This window comes from Chitinophaga sp. RCC_12 (assembly GCF_041360695.1).
Lineage (GTDB): Bacteria > Bacteroidota > Bacteroidia > Chitinophagales > Chitinophagaceae > Chitinophaga.
On sequence record NZ_JBFUPS010000003.1, the window covers coordinates 396,682 to 415,505 of the forward strand.

General features: G+C 47.0%; 11 protein-coding genes. 6 read left to right on the plus strand and 5 right to left on the minus strand.

The features are described 5' to 3' along the window. Nucleotides 1–36: 36 nt before the first annotated feature. Both AB6805_RS11355 and AB6805_RS11360 read left to right on the plus strand, forming a co-directional pair. Nucleotides 37–1,071, plus strand: a complete 1,035-nt coding sequence (locus AB6805_RS11355) for a LacI family DNA-binding transcriptional regulator (RefSeq protein WP_370909543.1) — start codon at nt 37–39, stop codon at nt 1,069–1,071. 138 nt (nt 1,072–1,209) lie between these two features. Next, complete coding sequence (locus tag AB6805_RS11360) at nt 1,210–2,841, plus strand: tannase/feruloyl esterase family alpha/beta hydrolase (RefSeq protein ID WP_370909544.1); 1,632 nt, start codon at nt 1,210–1,212, stop codon at nt 2,839–2,841. Between the two features lie 73 nt (nt 2,842–2,914). On the opposite strand, the gene AB6805_RS11365 is transcribed toward AB6805_RS11360, so the two are convergent. The 5 genes from AB6805_RS11365 to AB6805_RS11385 all read right to left on the minus strand — a co-directional run bounded on the left by AB6805_RS11365 (nt 2,915) and on the right by AB6805_RS11385 (nt 11,526). Continuing rightward, nucleotides 2,915–4,441: a redoxin domain-containing protein gene (locus tag AB6805_RS11365; protein ID WP_370909545.1), complete on the minus strand. Its 1,527-nt coding sequence runs from the start codon at nt 4,439–4,441 to the stop codon at nt 2,915–2,917. Nucleotides 4,442–4,453: 12 nt separating this feature from the next. Further along, the gene (locus AB6805_RS11370; RefSeq protein ID WP_370909546.1) at nt 4,454–5,983 is read right to left on the minus strand and encodes a RagB/SusD family nutrient uptake outer membrane protein; all 1,530 of its coding nucleotides are present in this window, start codon (nt 5,981–5,983) and stop codon (nt 4,454–4,456) included. 10 nt (nt 5,984–5,993) lie between these two features. Then, nucleotides 5,994–9,545 (minus strand): SusC/RagA family TonB-linked outer membrane protein, encoded by a 3,552-nt coding sequence (locus tag AB6805_RS11375; RefSeq protein WP_370909547.1) that lies wholly within the window; start codon nt 9,543–9,545, stop codon nt 5,994–5,996. Nucleotides 9,546–9,728: 183 nt separating this feature from the next. Continuing rightward, nucleotides 9,729–10,889 carry a FecR family protein gene (locus AB6805_RS11380; RefSeq protein ID WP_370909548.1) on the minus strand — a complete coding sequence of 387 codons (1,161 nt, stop codon included), beginning with the start codon at nt 10,887–10,889 and terminating at the stop codon, nt 9,729–9,731. A 70-nt stretch (nt 10,890–10,959) separates the two neighbouring features. Next, a complete protein-coding gene (locus tag AB6805_RS11385; protein ID WP_370909549.1) occupies nt 10,960–11,526 on the minus strand; it encodes an RNA polymerase sigma factor in 567 nt (188 codons plus the stop codon). Between the two features lie 207 nt (nt 11,527–11,733). Here AB6805_RS11385 and AB6805_RS11390 point away from each other — a divergent pair, with 207 nt between their 5' ends. The 4 genes from AB6805_RS11390 to AB6805_RS11405 all read left to right on the plus strand — a co-directional run bounded on the left by AB6805_RS11390 (nt 11,734) and on the right by AB6805_RS11405 (nt 18,815). Beyond that, on the plus strand, nt 11,734–12,318 hold the full coding sequence (locus tag AB6805_RS11390; RefSeq protein ID WP_370909550.1) for an RNA polymerase sigma factor: 585 nt from the start codon (nt 11,734–11,736) through the stop codon (nt 12,316–12,318). Nucleotides 12,319–12,384: 66 nt separating this feature from the next. Continuing rightward, on the plus strand, nt 12,385–13,626 hold the full coding sequence (locus AB6805_RS11395) for a FecR family protein (RefSeq protein WP_370909551.1): 1,242 nt from the start codon (nt 12,385–12,387) through the stop codon (nt 13,624–13,626). 231 nt (nt 13,627–13,857) lie between these two features. Then, a complete protein-coding gene (locus tag AB6805_RS11400; RefSeq protein ID WP_370909552.1) occupies nt 13,858–17,358 on the plus strand; it encodes a TonB-dependent receptor in 3,501 nt (1,166 codons plus the stop codon). A gap of 20 nt (nt 17,359–17,378) precedes the next feature. After that, on the plus strand, nt 17,379–18,815 hold the full coding sequence (locus AB6805_RS11405) for a RagB/SusD family nutrient uptake outer membrane protein (RefSeq protein WP_370909553.1): 1,437 nt from the start codon (nt 17,379–17,381) through the stop codon (nt 18,813–18,815). The last annotated feature ends 9 nt before the right edge of the window (nt 18,816–18,824 follow it).

Consider the following 18,824-nt stretch of genomic DNA (forward strand, 5'->3'; position numbering starts at 1 on the left):
ATCTATTTCACACTTCCAGGGGAAAATTCTGTGGATATGCGGCAGCTTAAGAAGCACATGACCACGATCGTTGACATTGCCAAAGCGCTGAACATATCCAAGTCTACAGTATCCAGGGCACTGCATGAACATGGGGATATCAATCCGCAAACAAAAGCAGCGGTATTAGAGATGGCCAGGCAGCTTGATTATCAGCCCAACCTGCTGGCTCAAAGTCTTGTAAAAAGTAAAAGCAACACCATTGGTATTATCGTACCTGAGTTCCTGACGTATTTTTTCCCTACCATAATCATGGGCGCACAACAGGTTGCTGCGGAGGCGGGCTATAACGTTATCATTTGCCAGTCGCAGGAATCCTATAAAACAGAGGTAGCCAATGCCAATGTACTACTGGCAAACCGGGTTGATGGCGTGTTGATTTCCATGACAAGGGAAACCAAAAAATTCGACCATTTTAAGGCATTTGAGCGGCATGGCATTCCCGTGGTTTTCTTTAACCGGATCTGCGATGAAATGAATACCTCCAAGGTGCTTGTTAATGATTACGAGGGAGCGCTTAAAGCCGTGGAGCATCTTATTAAAAACGGCTATCGCAATATTGCACATATAGGCGGTCCGCCTGCGTTACTGATAACACATAACCGGCTAAGAGGATACCGGGATGCACTGGAAAAATATCACCTGCCTTTTAAAGAAGAATTGGTTGTCCATTGCAATCTCTCAAAAAAAGATGCCATCCATTGCGCTGAAAAGTTACTGAACCTGAAACAGCGGCCGGATGCTGTTTTTTGTGTGAACGATCCGGTAGCCATTCAACTGATGCTGGTTGCCAAAAAAAGGAAAATAGATATCCCCTCCGAGCTTGGCATTGTTGGCTTCAGCAACGATCCTATATCAGAAGTGATTGAACCGGCGCTCACCACCGTTCAGCAGCCGGTAGCAGATATCGGCAGGTCGGCAGCAGCAATATTGCTGGATACTATAAATAAGGGAGAAGACTACTCACCAGTACTGAAATCGCTGAAAACGACGTTGATTGTAAGGGAGTCGTCGAAGAGACTCCCGCAATAATATCAACAAAAAAATTAGCCGGCAATATCCGTGAATTTGTATTTTGGGTGCAGTAAATAACGCTGGTGCCGTGAATTGTTCCGGCATCCTTCAGTGTTTATAGTGCAACCCGCCACGTTATACAATTTTATGAAAGCTATGCTACGAGCCATTATACACGCCGGTATATTCCTTATAGCCTTATTGGGTTTGATAACTGCAGAAGCCAGGCATCCTGCCACTGCAACAGACAGCCTGCGGCAGAAAATACTTGCACTAAAAATACCGGGGTTAACTATCACGGATATTCAATACATCAATGATGGCTCTTACCAGCCGGTTGGTTCAACAACAACATTTACCGGTTTACCGGCATTTTGCCTCGTTGCCATAACACTTAAACCAACACCTGTATCCAATATAAGAATTCAACTGTGGATGCCCCGCAATAGCTGGAACGGCAGGTTTTTAGGGACGGGCAATGGCGGAGGTGGCGGCACCATTATTTATGACAGGCTGGCCAACGGAATAAAAAAGGGGTTTGCAACGGCTAATACAGACATGGGTACCTCACCTGGCGTGGATTCCGCTGTTAATCACCCGGAACGATGGGCGGATTTCGGTTATCGTTCCACTCATTTGATGACGGTTGTTTCCAAACAGATAGTGGAAGCATATTATGGTAAGGCGCCGCATCATACCTACTTTGTGGGCTGTTCAACCGGTGGGCAGCAGGCATTGATGGAGGCGCAGCGATACCCCGGCGATTATAACGGCATCATTGCAGGAGCGCCGGCAAATAACCGCACGCATTTACATACCGGGTTCCTGTTAAACTATAACGCCATCAATGAAGCTCCGGGAAACCGGTATTCACCGGCGGACCTGGCGTATATGACAAAAACAATTGTTTCCGCATATGCCGGTAAGGATGGCGGAGCGCCATCCGACAGTTTCCTTACTGATCCAAGACTTGCCAGATTCGATCCTGGTGAGCTTTTTAAACGCGGAAGAAATGAGGAAGGCCCGCGTCTGACCGAAGCGCAGTTGACCGCCTTAAAAAGAATATATCTGGGCCCGGTGAATCCACGTACGGGAGAGCAGATCTATGCTGCGCCCCCTCCCGGAACTGAAAACTCCGGAGGCGGACTTGAACTTCAGCAAAGCCCTAAAGGAGCTGCGAGCCTGTTGTATCCTTACCGCTGGGCTTTGGGAGCTGATTTTGATTACCGCAGCTTTGATTTTGATAAACACCAGGCGGTGGTAGACTCCATGCTTGCGCCGGTGCTTAACGCCAACAATCCGGATCTGGGCAGCTTTAAAAAAGCCGGTGGCAAACTTATTATGTATACCGGAACAGCGGATGCTCTTGTTCCCTATCCGGATGCGATTAACTACTATGAGCGGGTCATACATCTGCAGGGAAGTTTGAAAAAAACGCAGCATTTTTTCAGATATTTTTTGATACCGGGTATGGGACATTGTGGTGGCGGACCAGGCATCAATGATTTCGGACAAAATCTCCGGACCGCTGTAAAACAGGACAGTGAACACGATGTTTTGCTGGCGCTGGTGAAGTGGGTGGAAGAAGGGGTGGCTCCGGCTAAAATTATTGCCGCTGCTTTGGGTTGTTGCGGCGCCGATTCATTATTCAGGTTTCAACGACCGGTTTATCCTTATCCTCAATTTCCTGAATATACCGGAGGAGATCCGGGAGATCCTTCCAGCTACAAAGCCGTGGAGCATCAAAGAGGCGGGGTAGTAATGCCGGCTGAGAGGTATCTCAAATAAGTCTGTTAACACAATCAGATCTCCGGGCAAAAAAAGGGCCGGGAAAAATTTATATCTCCCGGCCGTCCTAAAATTATTTTCTGTCCAATACCGAACGGATCATCAGTTCCAGTGTCCGCTCATTACTTCCGTCTATCCGGAAATCTGTAAACACCAGCTGTCCCTTTTGATCGATGAGGAAGTTAGTAGGCTCTCCGCGTACTTTGTATACCTTGGCGGCCCAATCGTCTGTAGCCCGCAGCGGGGTAAAGGAATACCCTGTTCCTTTCATGAACGGCAACACATAATCATCCTGGTCCGGTGAAACATTGATACCGATGTAAGCTACTTCCTGTCCTTTAAACTTATCCATCACATTCTGGAAATGAGGGAACTCGCCGCGGCAGGGGCCGCAGCCGGGAAACCAGAAGGTGAGCAGTACTACTTTCCCTTTGTAATCTTCCAGGGAAGCAGTTCCGGATGAAGTATACAACCCGAGATTGAAAGGAGGAGCAGGTTTAATCGTCTGCTCTTTTATCTGCCATATGTCTTTATCGATCTGCTGCGGATCTTTTCCCTGCGCCTTTCCGTACACTTCCAGTTCACTCCGTACATCATCTGTTGGGTCCTTTGCATATATGGTAGCAAGTGCATTGTAAGCATCCTTTGTATTTCCCATACCATGTTCCGCCCTGGCTTTCAGCAGGGTAATGAAAGTTTGTTGTCTTCCGTACCGCGGCGATTTCAATCCTGCCAGCAGGTCGGCTGCTTCCCTGAATTGCTGCTGCTCCATATACGTATTGGCTGCAATAATTTTTCCCGCCAGCGTATCTTTTGTGCCCCAGCCTTCCTGGCCCTTTAACGCGGTGGCTAGTGCAGCGGCTTTCCGGGCATCTGTTTTCAGGTAGATACTAAAGAGGTCTTCCATTCCTCCGGCCGACCAGCTGAATTTTGCAGGCGGGTATGCGGCGCGGAGCTGCTCATATACTTTTATTTTTTCCGCCGTGTCGCGGCTCCGGGCGCCGAGCCAGTATAATCCCTGGGCGCCGCGTTCATTTTGTGGAAAACGTTTGGCCAGATCATACAACATGGTGCGCCACTTTTGCCCGTCAACATGCTCAAAATCCATGGCATAATAAAAAGCATAACCGGGATCCGAAGGGTCAGCTGCAGATGCCTTCCCCATGTATTCCCGTGATCCGTTCTGATCGCCCCAGCGATCTGCATCAATAGACAGGTCCTTCCACGCCGCGGCCAGTTTGGGATTCAGCTCTACCGCCTTTAACAGATAGGGTTTGGCCTTCGGGCTTTCCACATCGGCATAAGCCTCTCCGATGGCGAAAGGCACCGTTGCCGACTTCGGAAATCGTTTTGCCCATTGTGCATATTGATCTTTCAGTAACGATACAACGGAATCGCCGTTGCGAAAAGATGCGTTGGGAATGCTTTTACGGAATGCTTCAATAAACTGGCGATGCGCCCCCAGGCTATCAGGATACTTTGTGATCACCGCTTTTAATTTATCTACGCTCATGGTTGCCTGTTGCGCCGCAACAGGCGTGGCCGCCAGTCCTGAAAGCAGTAAGGCTATGCTGGTAGTCATCATTTTTCTGCAATTCATATGGAAGTGTTTTTAGTATTTGTTTTGTTCAATTAAACCATTGCTTGAAATAATCTCTGTTTGTGGGAGAGGTGCTGCAAAACGTCTTCCGTTTTTAGGCAGTGTATAAGTCTGGAGAGGTTGTCCTGTTTGCACCTGTGCATTGGTGTAAGGATAAAAAGTTCTGCTCAGTATTACATCATCGGTTGGGTCCTCATTGTTATTCAACCGCCGGATGTCAAACCAGCGTTGGGTAAAAGGCATTTCACGCCGGCGTTCTTCCAGGATAATTTTTATAGCGGCATCTTTAGTGGCAGCAGTAAGGGTTACCCAGGGACCAGGTTTCATGCGTTTCGCGCGCAAGGTGTTCACAGCGGTCAGCGCTTCGCCGATGCTGCCGGTCCGTGCCAGGCATTCGGCTTTAATCAGCAGCATCTCGGCAACGGTGGGTCCCGAAGGTATCCTGTCTTTAAAAAAGAAAATATACCCGGGGTAGCTATATGCCGGTTTGATCAAACCACGGTCGTAAGAATAATTTTCTACGATATGATATTCATAGCGAAGGTCATGATCATGATCGTACAAGTCCAGTAATGCCTTGCTGGGCATATACCACCACGATTCATGGTTCAGCATCCTGAAATACAGGAATTCCTTCCAGCCTATCATATCGGTCATGTCGGACTGGTTGTTATGCGTGTACGGGTATTTAATAGTCACGGTTTGTGCGCTCGGTGTACCCGCATTGATCGTTATATTTCCGTCGATACCATATCTCATTTCCGTGTTGTAATCCACCAGCCGGCTGTATTCGGCCAGTGCTGCATCGGCGTGCTTTAACGCTTCTGCATAATTATTCCGGTTTAAGTAATAGCGCGCTGCAAAGCCATTTACCCCGGCTTTGCTGGCCCGCCAATGGCGGGGCGTTCCACTCGCTGACAAGGATACAGGCGTTTTCAGCGCTTCCGCCAGGTCTGATTCGATCAACTCATATACTTTCTCCAGTGGTTGCCTGACCACCGGTTCTTCAAAACTGGTACTCAGTTTTATAGGTAAACCGGCCTCCTGTTTATTGGCATCTGTGTAAGGCAGGCAATAAGTATTGGCCAGCAGCCAGTAGCTGTAAGCTCTGATGAAATGTGCATCCGCTTTTATCTCTGCTTTTTCTTCGTCTGTGCCGGTCACTTTATCCACGTAAGAAAGCGCCAGGTTTGCATTAAAGATTTTACTGAATTCACCACTCCAGAATGATTCCCGGCCATCATCCGGCAGGTTATTGATATCCCACAGCGTAAACTCTACCTGTGCCATGGAAAAGGTGGAAGGACGGGCGTTATACACGTCCAGTGGAAGGTCCGCATCATCGGTGCTGTAAATAGCAGTCCTGTTCCCTTCCCTGTAAAAGGTGACATAATTATTGAGGAGTGCATTTAAATGGTCAGTGGTGGTAACTACCAGCGACGATGTTTTAGATGGCGGCTCATCCAGGTATTTATCACAGGAGGTAATGAAAGTCAGCATAGCCATGGCTGGCAACAAGCGGTATATTTTATTGATAAACATGATGGCAGATTTAAAGCGTTAATTTAAGTCCGAACGTAAATTTGGGTTGGGGCTTCATCCCGCCCAGCGGGTATTCCGGGTCTTCTCCCGAGCTGTTGGCCAGGATGGTAAAAAGATCATTACCCTGTGCATATAACTGCAGCCCGCCAATGTGCATCGCGGATGCTAACCTGTTTTTCAGGTGATAGGTAATATTCAGTTCCTGCATGCGGATATGCGAAGCGTTTTCCGCCAGGTAGTTCATGTAAGGATAAAACCGGTCCCAGAAATAAAATCTGGGTTCATTATCGTTCTGGGGCAGCGGTACTATCTTCATAGGATCGCCATTCATTACTTCACCCAGCTTCTTGTTGGGCAATACCCTCGATCCCCACAGCACAGGATAGTTAAACGACATCCGGTTAAACACATGACCGAATTTGCCGGTAACGATAAACGATACATCAAAGTCATACACTTTGAACGAGTTGATCCAGCCCAGTGTATAGGGGGCTACCAGCGTTCCCATATCCTGCATGTAATTCCGGCCATCGCCAGGTGTCCAGCCGGTAAAATTGTACATATCTTTTCCTGCACCCTTTACGTAGGGTTGTTTGTCATACACCCCGGCATACTGGAAACTCCAGAGCGTATTGGCATCTTTCCCTTCCACATAAGCGCCGCTGCCACCGGAAAAGAGGGAATAAGCAGCGTAGTTGGCAACAAACAACTTTGTGATTTTATTTTTATTATAGGCAAAGTTTAGGTCTCCTCTCCACACAATATCATTGCCTTTGATAGGAACGGTGGCACCAATGGTGAGTTCTATTCCGCGGTTAGTCATCTCTGCGTTGTTCAGCTTCTGGGAAGTGGTACCGTTTACTGCAGGAATGGACAATATGGCAATCAGATCCCTTCCACTTTTATTGTAAACATCTACCTTACCATGCAGCAGGTTGTTGAAAAGCGTATAGTCAACCCCGAAGTTCCACATACCTGTTTTTTCCCAGCGGAGCGTAGGATTGCCATAGCTGGAAACGGATGCTTTAAAGTCCTGGGTATAAAGATCCGGTATTGCCGTGGTGGAGATCAATGGACGGAAGGCGGTGGATTTATCCACGTTGCCGTTAAAGCCGTAAGTCACCCGCACATTCAGCCAATCGACCCAGGAAATGCCGGCCATAAAGCGCTCCTTTTGTAATTGCCACGCCGCACCGGCAGACCAGAAAGGAGCATAACGGTATTGCGGATCATCGGTAATCAGGTTGGAAGCGTCTGTGCGATAGCTGCCGGATAGGGTGTATTTGTTTCTGAAAGTATAGGCGCCATTGGCATAAAAAGAAAAGTATCTTTCTGTTGCATAGGAAAAAGTATTGGTGTAGGCGAATGACTGGTTGTCGCCCATCCAGTCTTTAATAGGCGCAAAAGTACCACCCGGTCCGTTGGGAAATCTTCCCAGGGTAAGGGTTTGGTCGTTATAGCCATAGGTGGTAGGGTTGCCAAAAGTTTGTGTAACGAAACTGGTTACTTCGGAACCGGCGATCACATTTACTTCATGCTGTTTTCCGAATCCGCGGTTGAAGTTAACCTGGTTACGGAAATTATAAGACTCTCCCTTGCTCCGGCTCTGCGTTAGGATGCTACCCTTTGGCAGGTTCAGGGTAATGGCGCCGGTCGACTGGTCCCAGCTGGCAGCCGTGTTGACTGTATTTCTTACATAAAAAGTCTTGTCGTTGTATAAGCCGCGGTCAAACGTGTTAAACAACTCATACTGGATTTTGCTATCGAAAGACAGCCCTTTCATTAACCGGAACGTTAGTCCTGCCTGTATGCGGGCATTTAACTGTTTGGAAGTAATATCACGGTTGGCTACTTCCTGGATCGGATTATAGGTCCAGTCGGCATAAGGAAATTTATTCATCGGTACAGACCTCGTGAGTATAGGCCAGTAGTATTGGCTGATATTGGTATAGGAGCCATCTGTGTTAAGCAGCATATCGTATGGTGATAATCCCTGTATGTCGGCCAGTGATACACCGTTGTTATGCGCATCGTTGTACTGAACCATGGCGGAGGCATTGAAGTCCAGCCATTTGAATACATTGGCATTGGTGCGGTAATTAAACATGTAGTTGTTTCCGCCGGTGCCTTTAAAATTCGACTGTTTTTTCCCGAACATCAGCGACAATACATTGCTCATTCGCTGGGAGCCGCCATAAAGCGTAAGATTGTACTGCTGATCCGTTGGGTTTGTCAGCAGATGCTTCGAGATCTGGGAACGGTTGTCCTGTGTTTTCAGTTTCGCCAGTGCAGCGTCGCGGTCGGCATCCGACAGGTAGCCGAGATAATTTTCGCTCAGGGCAACCGTTGCCTGTGACCATTGCATCCAATAGTTGGAAGCAAGATCGCCGGAGTTAACCTGGGCGCCCCACCGGTTAAAAGTGAGTTTCTCGTAATCCACTGTTTCAGCAGACGATGCCAGTGGATTTACATAATCCAAATCTACTTTACTGCCCACGCGGGTAAATGCCGAGAACTCCACCCGGAGCGGAACGCCGCGGGCAGATTTTTTACTGGTAACAACAATTACCCCGTTGGCGGAACGCGCACCCCAGATGGAAGCCGCTGCCGCATCTTTCAGGATAGTGATGCTTTCTATATCATTAGGGTTAATGGAATTGAAATCTCCCTGGACTGGGAAGCCATCTACTACTACCAGCGGGGTGGCATTAGCATATAAACTGGTTTTTCCCCTGATCTCAAAGGTAGGGTTCCCGTCAACATCCAGTTTTGCCTGCATGCCGGCAGTGGTACCAATAAGGCGCTGGGCAATATTAACAGCGGGTTTGTCGAGCTGCGATTTACTGATCACGTCAAATGAACCCGTTGCACGTTCCTTTGATATGGTTTGATAGCCCGTAGATACCACCGCCACCGCATCCAGCTGGTTGGTTTTTGTTTTTAATACGATGGTGAGAAATTTTTTGCCATCCGGTTTTATTTTCCGGGTTTCAAAACCTACACTGCCGACCATTAATATTGCGTCTTCGTCTACGCCTGTCAGCGCAAATTCCCCGTTCTCATCGGTGATGGTACCCATCGCTTTCCCTTCCACACGTACGCTCACGCCGGGCAGGCCTTTCCCGTTTTCGTCCGTAATGCGGCCACGGATAGTAGTGGCCACTAACACCTGCAGCGGAATCGACGGGAACATATTATTCGGCATATGCCTGATAATAATAAGGCGATCTTCTATCCGGTAGGTATAGGGCAGTCCCTTAAAACAAGCATCCAGCGCCTCTTTCATGGTAACATTCTTCAGTTGAAGATGACGCACCATATTATTCTCCAGCAAAGTATTATCAGCGATAAAGGAATAACCGGTCTGATTTTTTATTTCACTGAGAATATTTTTTATGGTCAGATTCTCCTGTTTGATAGTAATGTACTGAGAGTAGGTAGTAGCGCTCAGATGCAGTGCGATGGCGAGTAATAATATAGTCAGCCGCATGATCTTCCAGATTAAAAGAGACAATAATGCTCCCCTGCCCACAGGGGCGTTCCCATTAACAATAAGTTTCATAAATTTGGTTTGTTTGGCGGTACTTTAAAAACGAGGTCCTTTAAGCAGATTTGGTTGATAAGGTACCCTGAATATCATGCCGGGGGTGAGTCGTAATCACTTCCGGCTTTTATTTTCAGGCATACCGGTGGCTTACAACTATCCTGTTGTCATATAAATTGGTTTTTGGTTGATAAATAAATTCTACTTAGCGGAAACGATTAGTGTCCGGTTCTCCAGGCGCGCGTTTACGCCGTAAACAGTTAATGCCTTTAATACATCAGATAAATATACATTCCGGTCAATCATACCGATAAAGCCGGTTTCCGGCAATGTTCCCTCGACTTTTATATCTACATTATACCATCGTGCAATTTTCCTTAACAGCGCTTGCAGGTTGTTACTTTCCAGGGAAAGCTGTCCGTTTATCCAGGCCATAGCATCGGCCGGATTCTCCGCTTTACTTACAGTTACCTGCTCTTGCCCCGCGCTGCCCTGTGCCTGTTCTCCGGGCTTCATCAGTGTTCCGTTGATGCGTATTAAGCCCTCTATCAGGGTCGTTTTCATGACCGGCTCGTCGGCATAGGCATTGACGTTAAACGCCGTACCAATATCTTCAATCACGTATTTGCCCGTGCGCACTTTAAAGGGCTGTTTCTCATTGTGCACTACTTCAAAATATACTTCACCGGTAATATCCACCAGTCGCTCTTTGCCGTTAAAGCTTAGCGGGTAGCGGATAGAGCTGCCTGCATTGAGCCACACGCCACTTCCATCCGGCAACACCATTCTCCATTGTTTACCCTTATCGGTAACAATCTCGTTATACAATTCTTCCTTTGCTGCTCCCTGGTATTTTATCATCCCGTTCTCCTTTACCACTTTCACCTGTCCCTGTACGGCCACGGTACCATTACCTGCACTGTCCAGTACTATTGTACTGCCGTCAGAAAGATGTAACACGGCTCCGTTACTTCCGGGGGCTATATCCTTTTTTGCGGCCAGCACCGGGGAAGCTTCCTTCAGAGATGGCATCCACCAATGCATGCCGGTGCCCGCCAGCAGTGCAGCGATAGCAGCTGCGGCGCCCCATGCCCATAGCCGTCGCCGGTGCGATACCACCTTCGTTTTTATAAAGGACATCTCTTTTTTCGTTCCAGGCTGATGAATACTTTTCAACAGCTTTGCTTTTATTTCCTCCTGCAACTCCCTGTCATCCTCCATATTGTCTGACCCGTTATCCAGGTCATCCAGGCTATCCATATAACTTTCAACAAAACGCACTTCAGCCGGGCTCGCCTGCCCTGCATGATACTTTTCAAGTATGGATAGTAAATATTTCTGGTGCCAGTCAGAAAGTTGCATAAAACGCCTTTTTAGTATAGTCACAAAAAAGGACACATCTTCCCGGAAAAAAATTATTTTTTTTCCTTTATCAGATAAAAAAGTGCAGGATAGTTAATAAAGTACCAAAACGGGTACGCAGATGACGGAGGGAAAGACTTAAATTATTCTGTATGGTTTTGGTCGAAAGGTTCATTTCAACGGCTATTTCCTTTACCGACAGCTCTTTCAGGAAATATTGTATAAAGATCCGGCGCTGGGTTTCCGGCAATACGTCCGTCCATCCTTCCAGCAGCTTTATAAAATCCTTCTGTTTCAATAGCTGGTCGGCTTCGTAAGGCGAAAACAGCAAGGTTTCGAATAAATCGAAAAAAGCGGGAACCTTATTACGATTGATATAATTAATAAGCCTGAAGCGGACCGCCTGTTCCAGGTAAGCAGGCAGATGGCTGATGGTTAAGGATTCCCGGCGTTTCCAGATATCCAGGAATACATCATGTACAATTTCTTTTGCCTGCTCTTTATCTGCTTTCTTACGACAGGCAGATCTGTAAAGCTGGTTCCAGTAGCGATCATAAATTTCAGTAAAAGCCGCTTCATCACTGCATTTAAGCAGCGATATCAATTGCTCATCTGTATATATATCATACTGGGACATAAAAAATAGATACGATGGTTGGTGCTATAAAGATAATCTGTTTTCATTCAGATGTTTAAAAGTTTTTTGGAGAGCCGGAAGATGATGGTGTAATCACCTGGTGGTCAACGCTGGCAGGAGAAGATCACCTTTACTGGGCAGATATTAAATCCTGTCTTTTCAGATTTTTATTATAGTTTGCAACTTACGCAGAAAGAGTTTCAGATATTGTCAACCAATCAACCATATAACGAGAAAGAACTGCTTCAATCTGTTTCGGAAGGGGATGAAACGGCCTTTGCCAGGCTTTTTAATGAATGGTATCCGCTTCTTTCCACCCTCATTCTCCGTTTAACCCGCTCTGAAATATTAACGGAAGAAATAGTACAGGATGTTTTTTTAAAAGTCTGGATGGGAAGGGAGGCGCTGGTGTATGTGGACCGGTTTAAACCATTTCTCTGGGTCATGGCAAAACACCTGGCCATTGACGCGCTACGTAAAACAGCTGCAAGGCATGCCCGGGAAAGCCAGTACCAGACCGAATATCTTAGAAAAAACAGCGCAGACGACGAACCTGATTATCATACGCTGATCGACGAAGCGGTTGCCAGGCTCCCTCCGCAACAGCAACGTGTGTATTTACTGAGCAGGCGAAACCGCCTGAAGCAGGCCGAAATAGCCAAAATGATGGGCATCTCTGTAGCCACTGTAAAATCGTATATGCAGTTATCCGTTCATTCCATCACCCATTATGTAAAAGAAAAAGCCGGGCTGGGAGTAGCTGTCATCATTATTTTGAAAATTTTTTCCTGATTTTTTTGTCCGGCTACCTACTTTTTGTCATACTGAATCGTCCTTATATAAATCACCGTTACGCACATGGCAAAACCTGGTTTCCAAGAGCTATTTTCCCGCTACCTCGCTGGCAACACCACTGAGGACGAAACACAACAGGTATTGGCGCAAATTGCTGCCGGTACAGACGACCAGGAGCTGAACGATTGGATTGCTACCTATTGGGAGCAGTTGGAGCAAACAGATGGCCGGTATACGTCTGAAACAGGACAACCAATATTGAACAAGATATTGGGTTCGCCGGATGGACAGGAGAAAAATACGCCGGTTGTATCATTGCGCAGCCGTTTCTTACACCAGTGGAGATGGATTGCTGCTTCCATCATACTGGTGCTGGGCATAGGAAGTTATTTCCTGGTAGCCAGGAAAAGCAAGGATCCGGCTACGGTTGCCATCAATGCCGCCGGTATCCAACCAGGAAAAGCAGGGGCCATTTTAACGCTGGCAGACGGTTCCCAACTGTTGCTGGATACCATCCAAAATGGTGTAATACCACTTCACGGCAGCTCCACCGCAAAAGTGATCAATGGAACGTTGCAATATAATAATGCCGGAAAGGAAGCGACGTATAACACGATGTCCACTCCGAAAGGCCGGCAATTCGGAATCACACTTCCCGATGGTACGCAGGTTTGGTTAAATTCGGCCAGCTCTATCCGTTATCCCACGGCATTTACAGGGCATGACCGGAAAGTGGAACTGACGGGGGAGGCTTATTTTGAAGTAGCCCATAACCAGGATAAACCTTTCCTGGTAAGCGTTAATAACAAAGCGGTGCTGCAGGTGCTGGGTACGCATTTCAACGTAAATGCCTATGAAGATGAGCAAGATATTGCCACCACGCTCCTGGAAGGATCTGTAGCCGTAAATGTACTTTCTGCATCAAACCACCAAAATTTAAATACACATCACACACTGTATAAAAATACCGTGATTTTAAAGCCCGGTCAGCAAGCCCGGGTAATGAACACTGTTACTGATTCCACCGCAGTAAACAGTATTAAAGTCACTAACGCCAATGTAAATAAGGTAATGGCATGGAAAAATGGTCTCTTTAATTTCGAGGACGCGAACCTTGAACAGGTAATGCGCCAATTATCGCGTTGGTATAACATTGAAGTTGTCTATGAAAAAGGAATCCCTGATATCTATTTTTATGGAGAGATGGGAAGAAATATGCCGCTCATAGATGTGCTCGCCAACCTGCAAACCACCGGCGTCCGTTTTCGCCTGGAAGGCAGAAAACTGATCGTTCTGCCCTTATAAAAAATTTCTGTAAAAAGATAAAACCGGAAGTGATTGAGCCCACTTCCGGTTGAGACTTGATCGGAATAAACGCTGTCATGCAATTTAAATCAACCAAATTAAGTGCAATCTATGCAAAAAAAATCTTATTGGGTTCACGGCTTCCCGTACCTCTTCAAAATCAATCCACCGTTTTTAAATTTTAGAGGTTACCGGGAGATGGATCCATCCATCCGTAAAAAATTACTGGTGATGAAGCTCACACTGTATTTATCAATCGCCATCTTTCTTCAGGCTAAAGCTACCAGCTATTCGCAATCCGTAACCATTTCGGGCAACAACCTTTCACTGAAACAGGTGTTTGCGGTGGTGAAAAAACAAACGGGCTATGTCCTGTTTGTAAACCGTGAAGACCTTGCAAAAGGGAAGGCGGTGTCTGTATCGGCCAACAATATGCCCCTGGGTGATTTTATGCAGCTGGTATTGAAAGATCAGCCGCTCAACTTTATTTTCAGAGGCAACACTATTGTACTGTCCGCCAAACCGGTTGGGGGAGAAAACGTTTCCCGTACAGCGGATCCTGGTGAAAGTATTTCCCCGCAAATGGCGGTGGAGGGCCGGGTTACAGATGCGGAGAAAAAACCAATGAAAGGCGTTTCAGTAATAGTAAGGGGAACAGACGCCGGTACGCAAACCGATGAAAGCGGTTACTTTAAATTGAATGTAAAGGAAAACGCCATACTCGAATTCTCTTTTCTTGGTTATGGTAAACAAACCTACAAAGTAAACAGCACCACCAGGAATATCCTCATTAGCTTAAGTACCGAGGCAAAGACATTGAATGAAATGGTAATGGTGGGATATGGCGCCACGCGCCGTAAAGACCTCACCGGATCAGTGGCTTCGGTGGATGTGAACGAAGTGAAAAATACGCCTTTTGTGAGCATTGATCAGGCCCTGGCAGGGAAGGCCACCGGTGTTCAGGTAATACAGGCGGACGGCTCCCCCGGCGGTATGGCTAAAATCCGCATCCGCGGAGGTACTTCCCTGATTGGCGGAAACGATCCATTGTATATTATTGATGGTGTTCAGGTAACCATACAAAACCGTTATGTACAGAGTGGCGCAGACCTCGTGAACCCGGTTGAAAATTTAGGAGACGACGCCGGCTATGCAAAAAATGCGGTAGGTTCGTCCTTTGCCCGCGGGTTAAACACCCTGGCTGGTTTGAACATCAATGACATTGAATCGATCGACATCCTGAAAGATGCCTCCGCTACCGCTATTTATGGTTCCAGGGCTGCAAACGGGGTAGTCATCATCACTACCAAAAAAGGGAAGAAAAATGAAAAGCCCATACTGGAGGCTAATTACTACACCGGCCTGAGCAAGGCCATCACTGAGAAACTACTGAACGCATCGCAGTACAAAAGTGTAATGCTGGAAGGCGCGCAAAACCTGAACGCGCTCCGTGCTTCGCAAAACAAACCTGCAGACGCCATTGCTACATCCATTATTAATAACCCCGATTTTCTCGGTACTGCCAACACCAACTGGCTCGACCTGGTTACCCGTACCGGCATTACCCACAACGCTGATATCAGCGTGCGGGGCGGCGGAACCGGTTCCAGGTATTATACTTCTCTTTCTTATACCAAACAAACCGGCACATTGCTCGGCACTGATTTCAGCCGCATTGCAGGTAAAATTAACCTGGACAATGAAATCACCCCGAAACTGAGGGTGATTACCAACCTGGATTATGCCTTTACAAAAAATAATGTAACCAACGGGCTCTATTCCTCTGCAATTTTTGCCCCACCTACCTTTGCACCTTTTAATGCAGATGGAACCCCTGCGGTTTTTGATCCCGCTACTTTCGCTATATCCGCCGGCTCGGGCATTCAAAACCCGATGGCACTCCTTCAGGGGATCAATACCTCGAAGAATGCGTTGCTGCTGGGCTCCATCGCTTTGGAATACGACATCTTTAAAACGCTTAAGTTCAGAAGTACCGCATCCGTTAATTATACCAACTACCACCAGTTGAACTACATTCCTTCCTCGCTCAACATTGCTGATCCATCGGGAGTGGTGAGTTCCGATGGCGGTATAGCTTCACAGGCGCAAACACAACAGTCGGATGTGTTCTATGAAAACACCCTCACCTGGGACAAACAATTCAACGACAACAACCGCCTGAACCTGTTGGTAGGAACCTCCTGGCAGAAAACCAATACACAAACATTTTCTGCATCCGGCCAGGGATTCCCGGATGATCAGTTCCTGAATGGATTGTCATCTGCTGCCCTCGCGCTTCCACCCAAAGCCAGCGAAACACAAAGTTCGCTCCTGAGCTATTATTTAAGGGCAAACTATGCGCTGAATGAAAGGTACCTGTTTACGGTAACCGCCAGGTCTGATGAATCTTCAAAATTTCCTAAAAGCAACCGCGTAAGTTATTTTCCTTCATTCGGAGTGGCGTGGAGAGCAAACGAAGAACCCTTCCTCAAACGTGCCACCTGGCTCAACGAGCTGAAATTCCGTGCCAGTGCAGGTTACACCGGCACGCAGAATCTTGGCAATAATTTATTCTATACCTTGTTTACGCCAGGATCCTACGCATCCACCAATGCACTGATTCCTACACAATTGGGGAATGACCATATTAAATGGGAAACAACCCTTCAGAAAGACGCTGGCGTTGATTTTGCCTTATTCAATTCCAGGCTCCGGGGCGCCATTGGCTATTACCACAAAAAAACTACCGACCTGCTGCTGGCATATAATGTAGCCACCAGCTCCGGGTTTACCTCTGCATTGGTAAACGTTGCAGACATCACCAATAAAGGCCTGGAGATAGATCTTCGTGCAGATATTATCCGTAAAAAAGACTGGGGATGGAGTGTCTCGGCAAACGTTTCCGGGAACAGATCCACTGTTACCCGTATCAACCAGGATCTGCAAAATCCACAAAGCACCGGGTACAGCGATCCTTATTATAACTCAGTATTCTCCATCGGTAATACGGTATTGCGTGAAGGCGAACCAATAGGATTGATTTATGGATACGAGTATAAAGGCGTTATTAAAACAGAAAAGGAGCTGGAAGAATACAAGGCAGAAAGTATTTACGCAAAATTAGGTTTGCTGCAAAACCTGGCGCTGGGTTATCCGAAGTATGGCCTTATAGATACCGGCGTATACAAGGGATATTTTAAACGCGATGTAATTGGCAGCGCCCAGCCTAAGTTCTACGGCGGTGTTTCCAATACTTTCAGCTATAAGCAATTCAGCGTAATCGCCCTGCTGACTTATTCCTACGGAGGCGATATTCTCTACCTGCCGGATGTAAATGCACTTGGCCTTGGTGACCGGGGAAACCGGAACACACGGATACTGCTCCCTCATTACGGTGCCGGAAATACTGATGCCGACAGGCCCTCGCTTCTTCTTAAAGAAAGCAATACTTATGGAACCGGTAGTTCCAGTGCAACAGTACACGATGCCTCTTATATCAAGCTGAAATCTATTTCCATTAATTATCAACTGCCGGATAAACTCCTCAACAAGCTGCATTTGCGCACCGCGTTAGTATATGTTTCGGGTAGCAATCTTTTCTGCATCACCGGTTATCCCGGACCAGACCCGGAAGTAAGCAATGATCCCTATAGTTTAATCAGCGGTTATACGGATGCAGCAGCCTATCCTTCTATGCGTCAATACACATTCGGGATGCGAATCGGATTTTAAGCAAGTAAAAATTCAGACAAATGAAACGTTTATCATTATATATAATACTACTCGCCGGCGGTGGAACATTCCTTTCCTGCAACAAGCAATTGAGTGAACCGCCGGCCAATGCCCGCGTGGAAGGTACTGCCATCACCGACCAGAAAACCGCACAAACCGCGCTGAACGGCGTATACTATAGGTTCGCGAATGTAACCTCCGACAATATTACCTTATGGCGGGAGCATCATATTCCTGGCGGGATGCTCTCCGGGTTACTTGCCTATGGATTCGGGAAGTTAGCGGAAGAGAAAAATGACAATGTAGGCGCTGGTTATATACCCGCGGTCTGGACGGAAAGTTACCTGTTGATCAATGCTGCAAACGCTGTTATCGACGGCGTGAATGCAGTTCCTGACAAAGCTTTTACAGGCACCCGGAAAAATGAAATTCTTGCTGAGAGCCGCTTCATGCGGGCATACGGGCACTTTACCCTGCTCATTTATTTTGCGGAATGGTTTAAAACAGACAGCCGCTTTGGTGTACTGATCAGGGATAAGTTTTCCACTTTAAGCAATATCCCTAAAGCACGCAGCTCTGTGGCGGAATCCTATTCTTTTATCCTGGAAGATCTCGACTTTGCCATTGCTAACGCGCCGGCGGATCATCCCAGCTACTATGTTACCAAATGGGCAGCCATGGCGCTGAAAATGAGAGTGCTGCTATGCCATGGTCAACAGGCCGACTATGCCGCTGCCACGACCCTGGGAAATAATATCATTCAAAACAGTACTTATACCCTGGAGAATAACCTGAAAGATCTTTTCTATGTTAAAGGGTTAACCAGCAAGGAAGTAATACTCGGCGTTAAGCCACAACCTAACCAGGAAGCGTTTTACTATATTCAAAGCCGCGCATATTATCCTGCGCAGTCTTCTCTTTTTACAGCTACGCAGCAACTGAAGGACCTGTTCGGAAACGATCCAAGGGGAAGCTGGATGGTCGGGCCGAAAACGCCTTACCAGGCTTATTCCCCCAATACTTATTATTTCCTGAAATATATCGCATACGGGAGCAACACTTCTCAACTCTCTGAAACTTCCTATGCCATCCGTTTATCAGAAGTATACCTGCTGCAGGCGGAAGCTATTATCCGGTCTGCCGGAGGAGACCTGCAAACAGCTAAAACACTGATTAAAATAGTGATGGGTAAGGGCGGTGTAACCGACTTTACGGCTGTCGACAACGCCAATACTGCGGCGGATCTCCTGCTGCAGAATTATTATGAAGTAGCCAGGAATCTGACGGGTGAAGATGGCATTGAATGGCGGACATTCATGCGGCTTCCTTTTGACGAAGTAAAATTGCTTAAACCAACCATAACATCCACACAGCAATTCTACTTTCCCATTCCATTGGATGAATTTAATACCAATCCTTTGATTGGTGATCAAAACCCCGGATACGGTAGACAATAATAAAAAGTA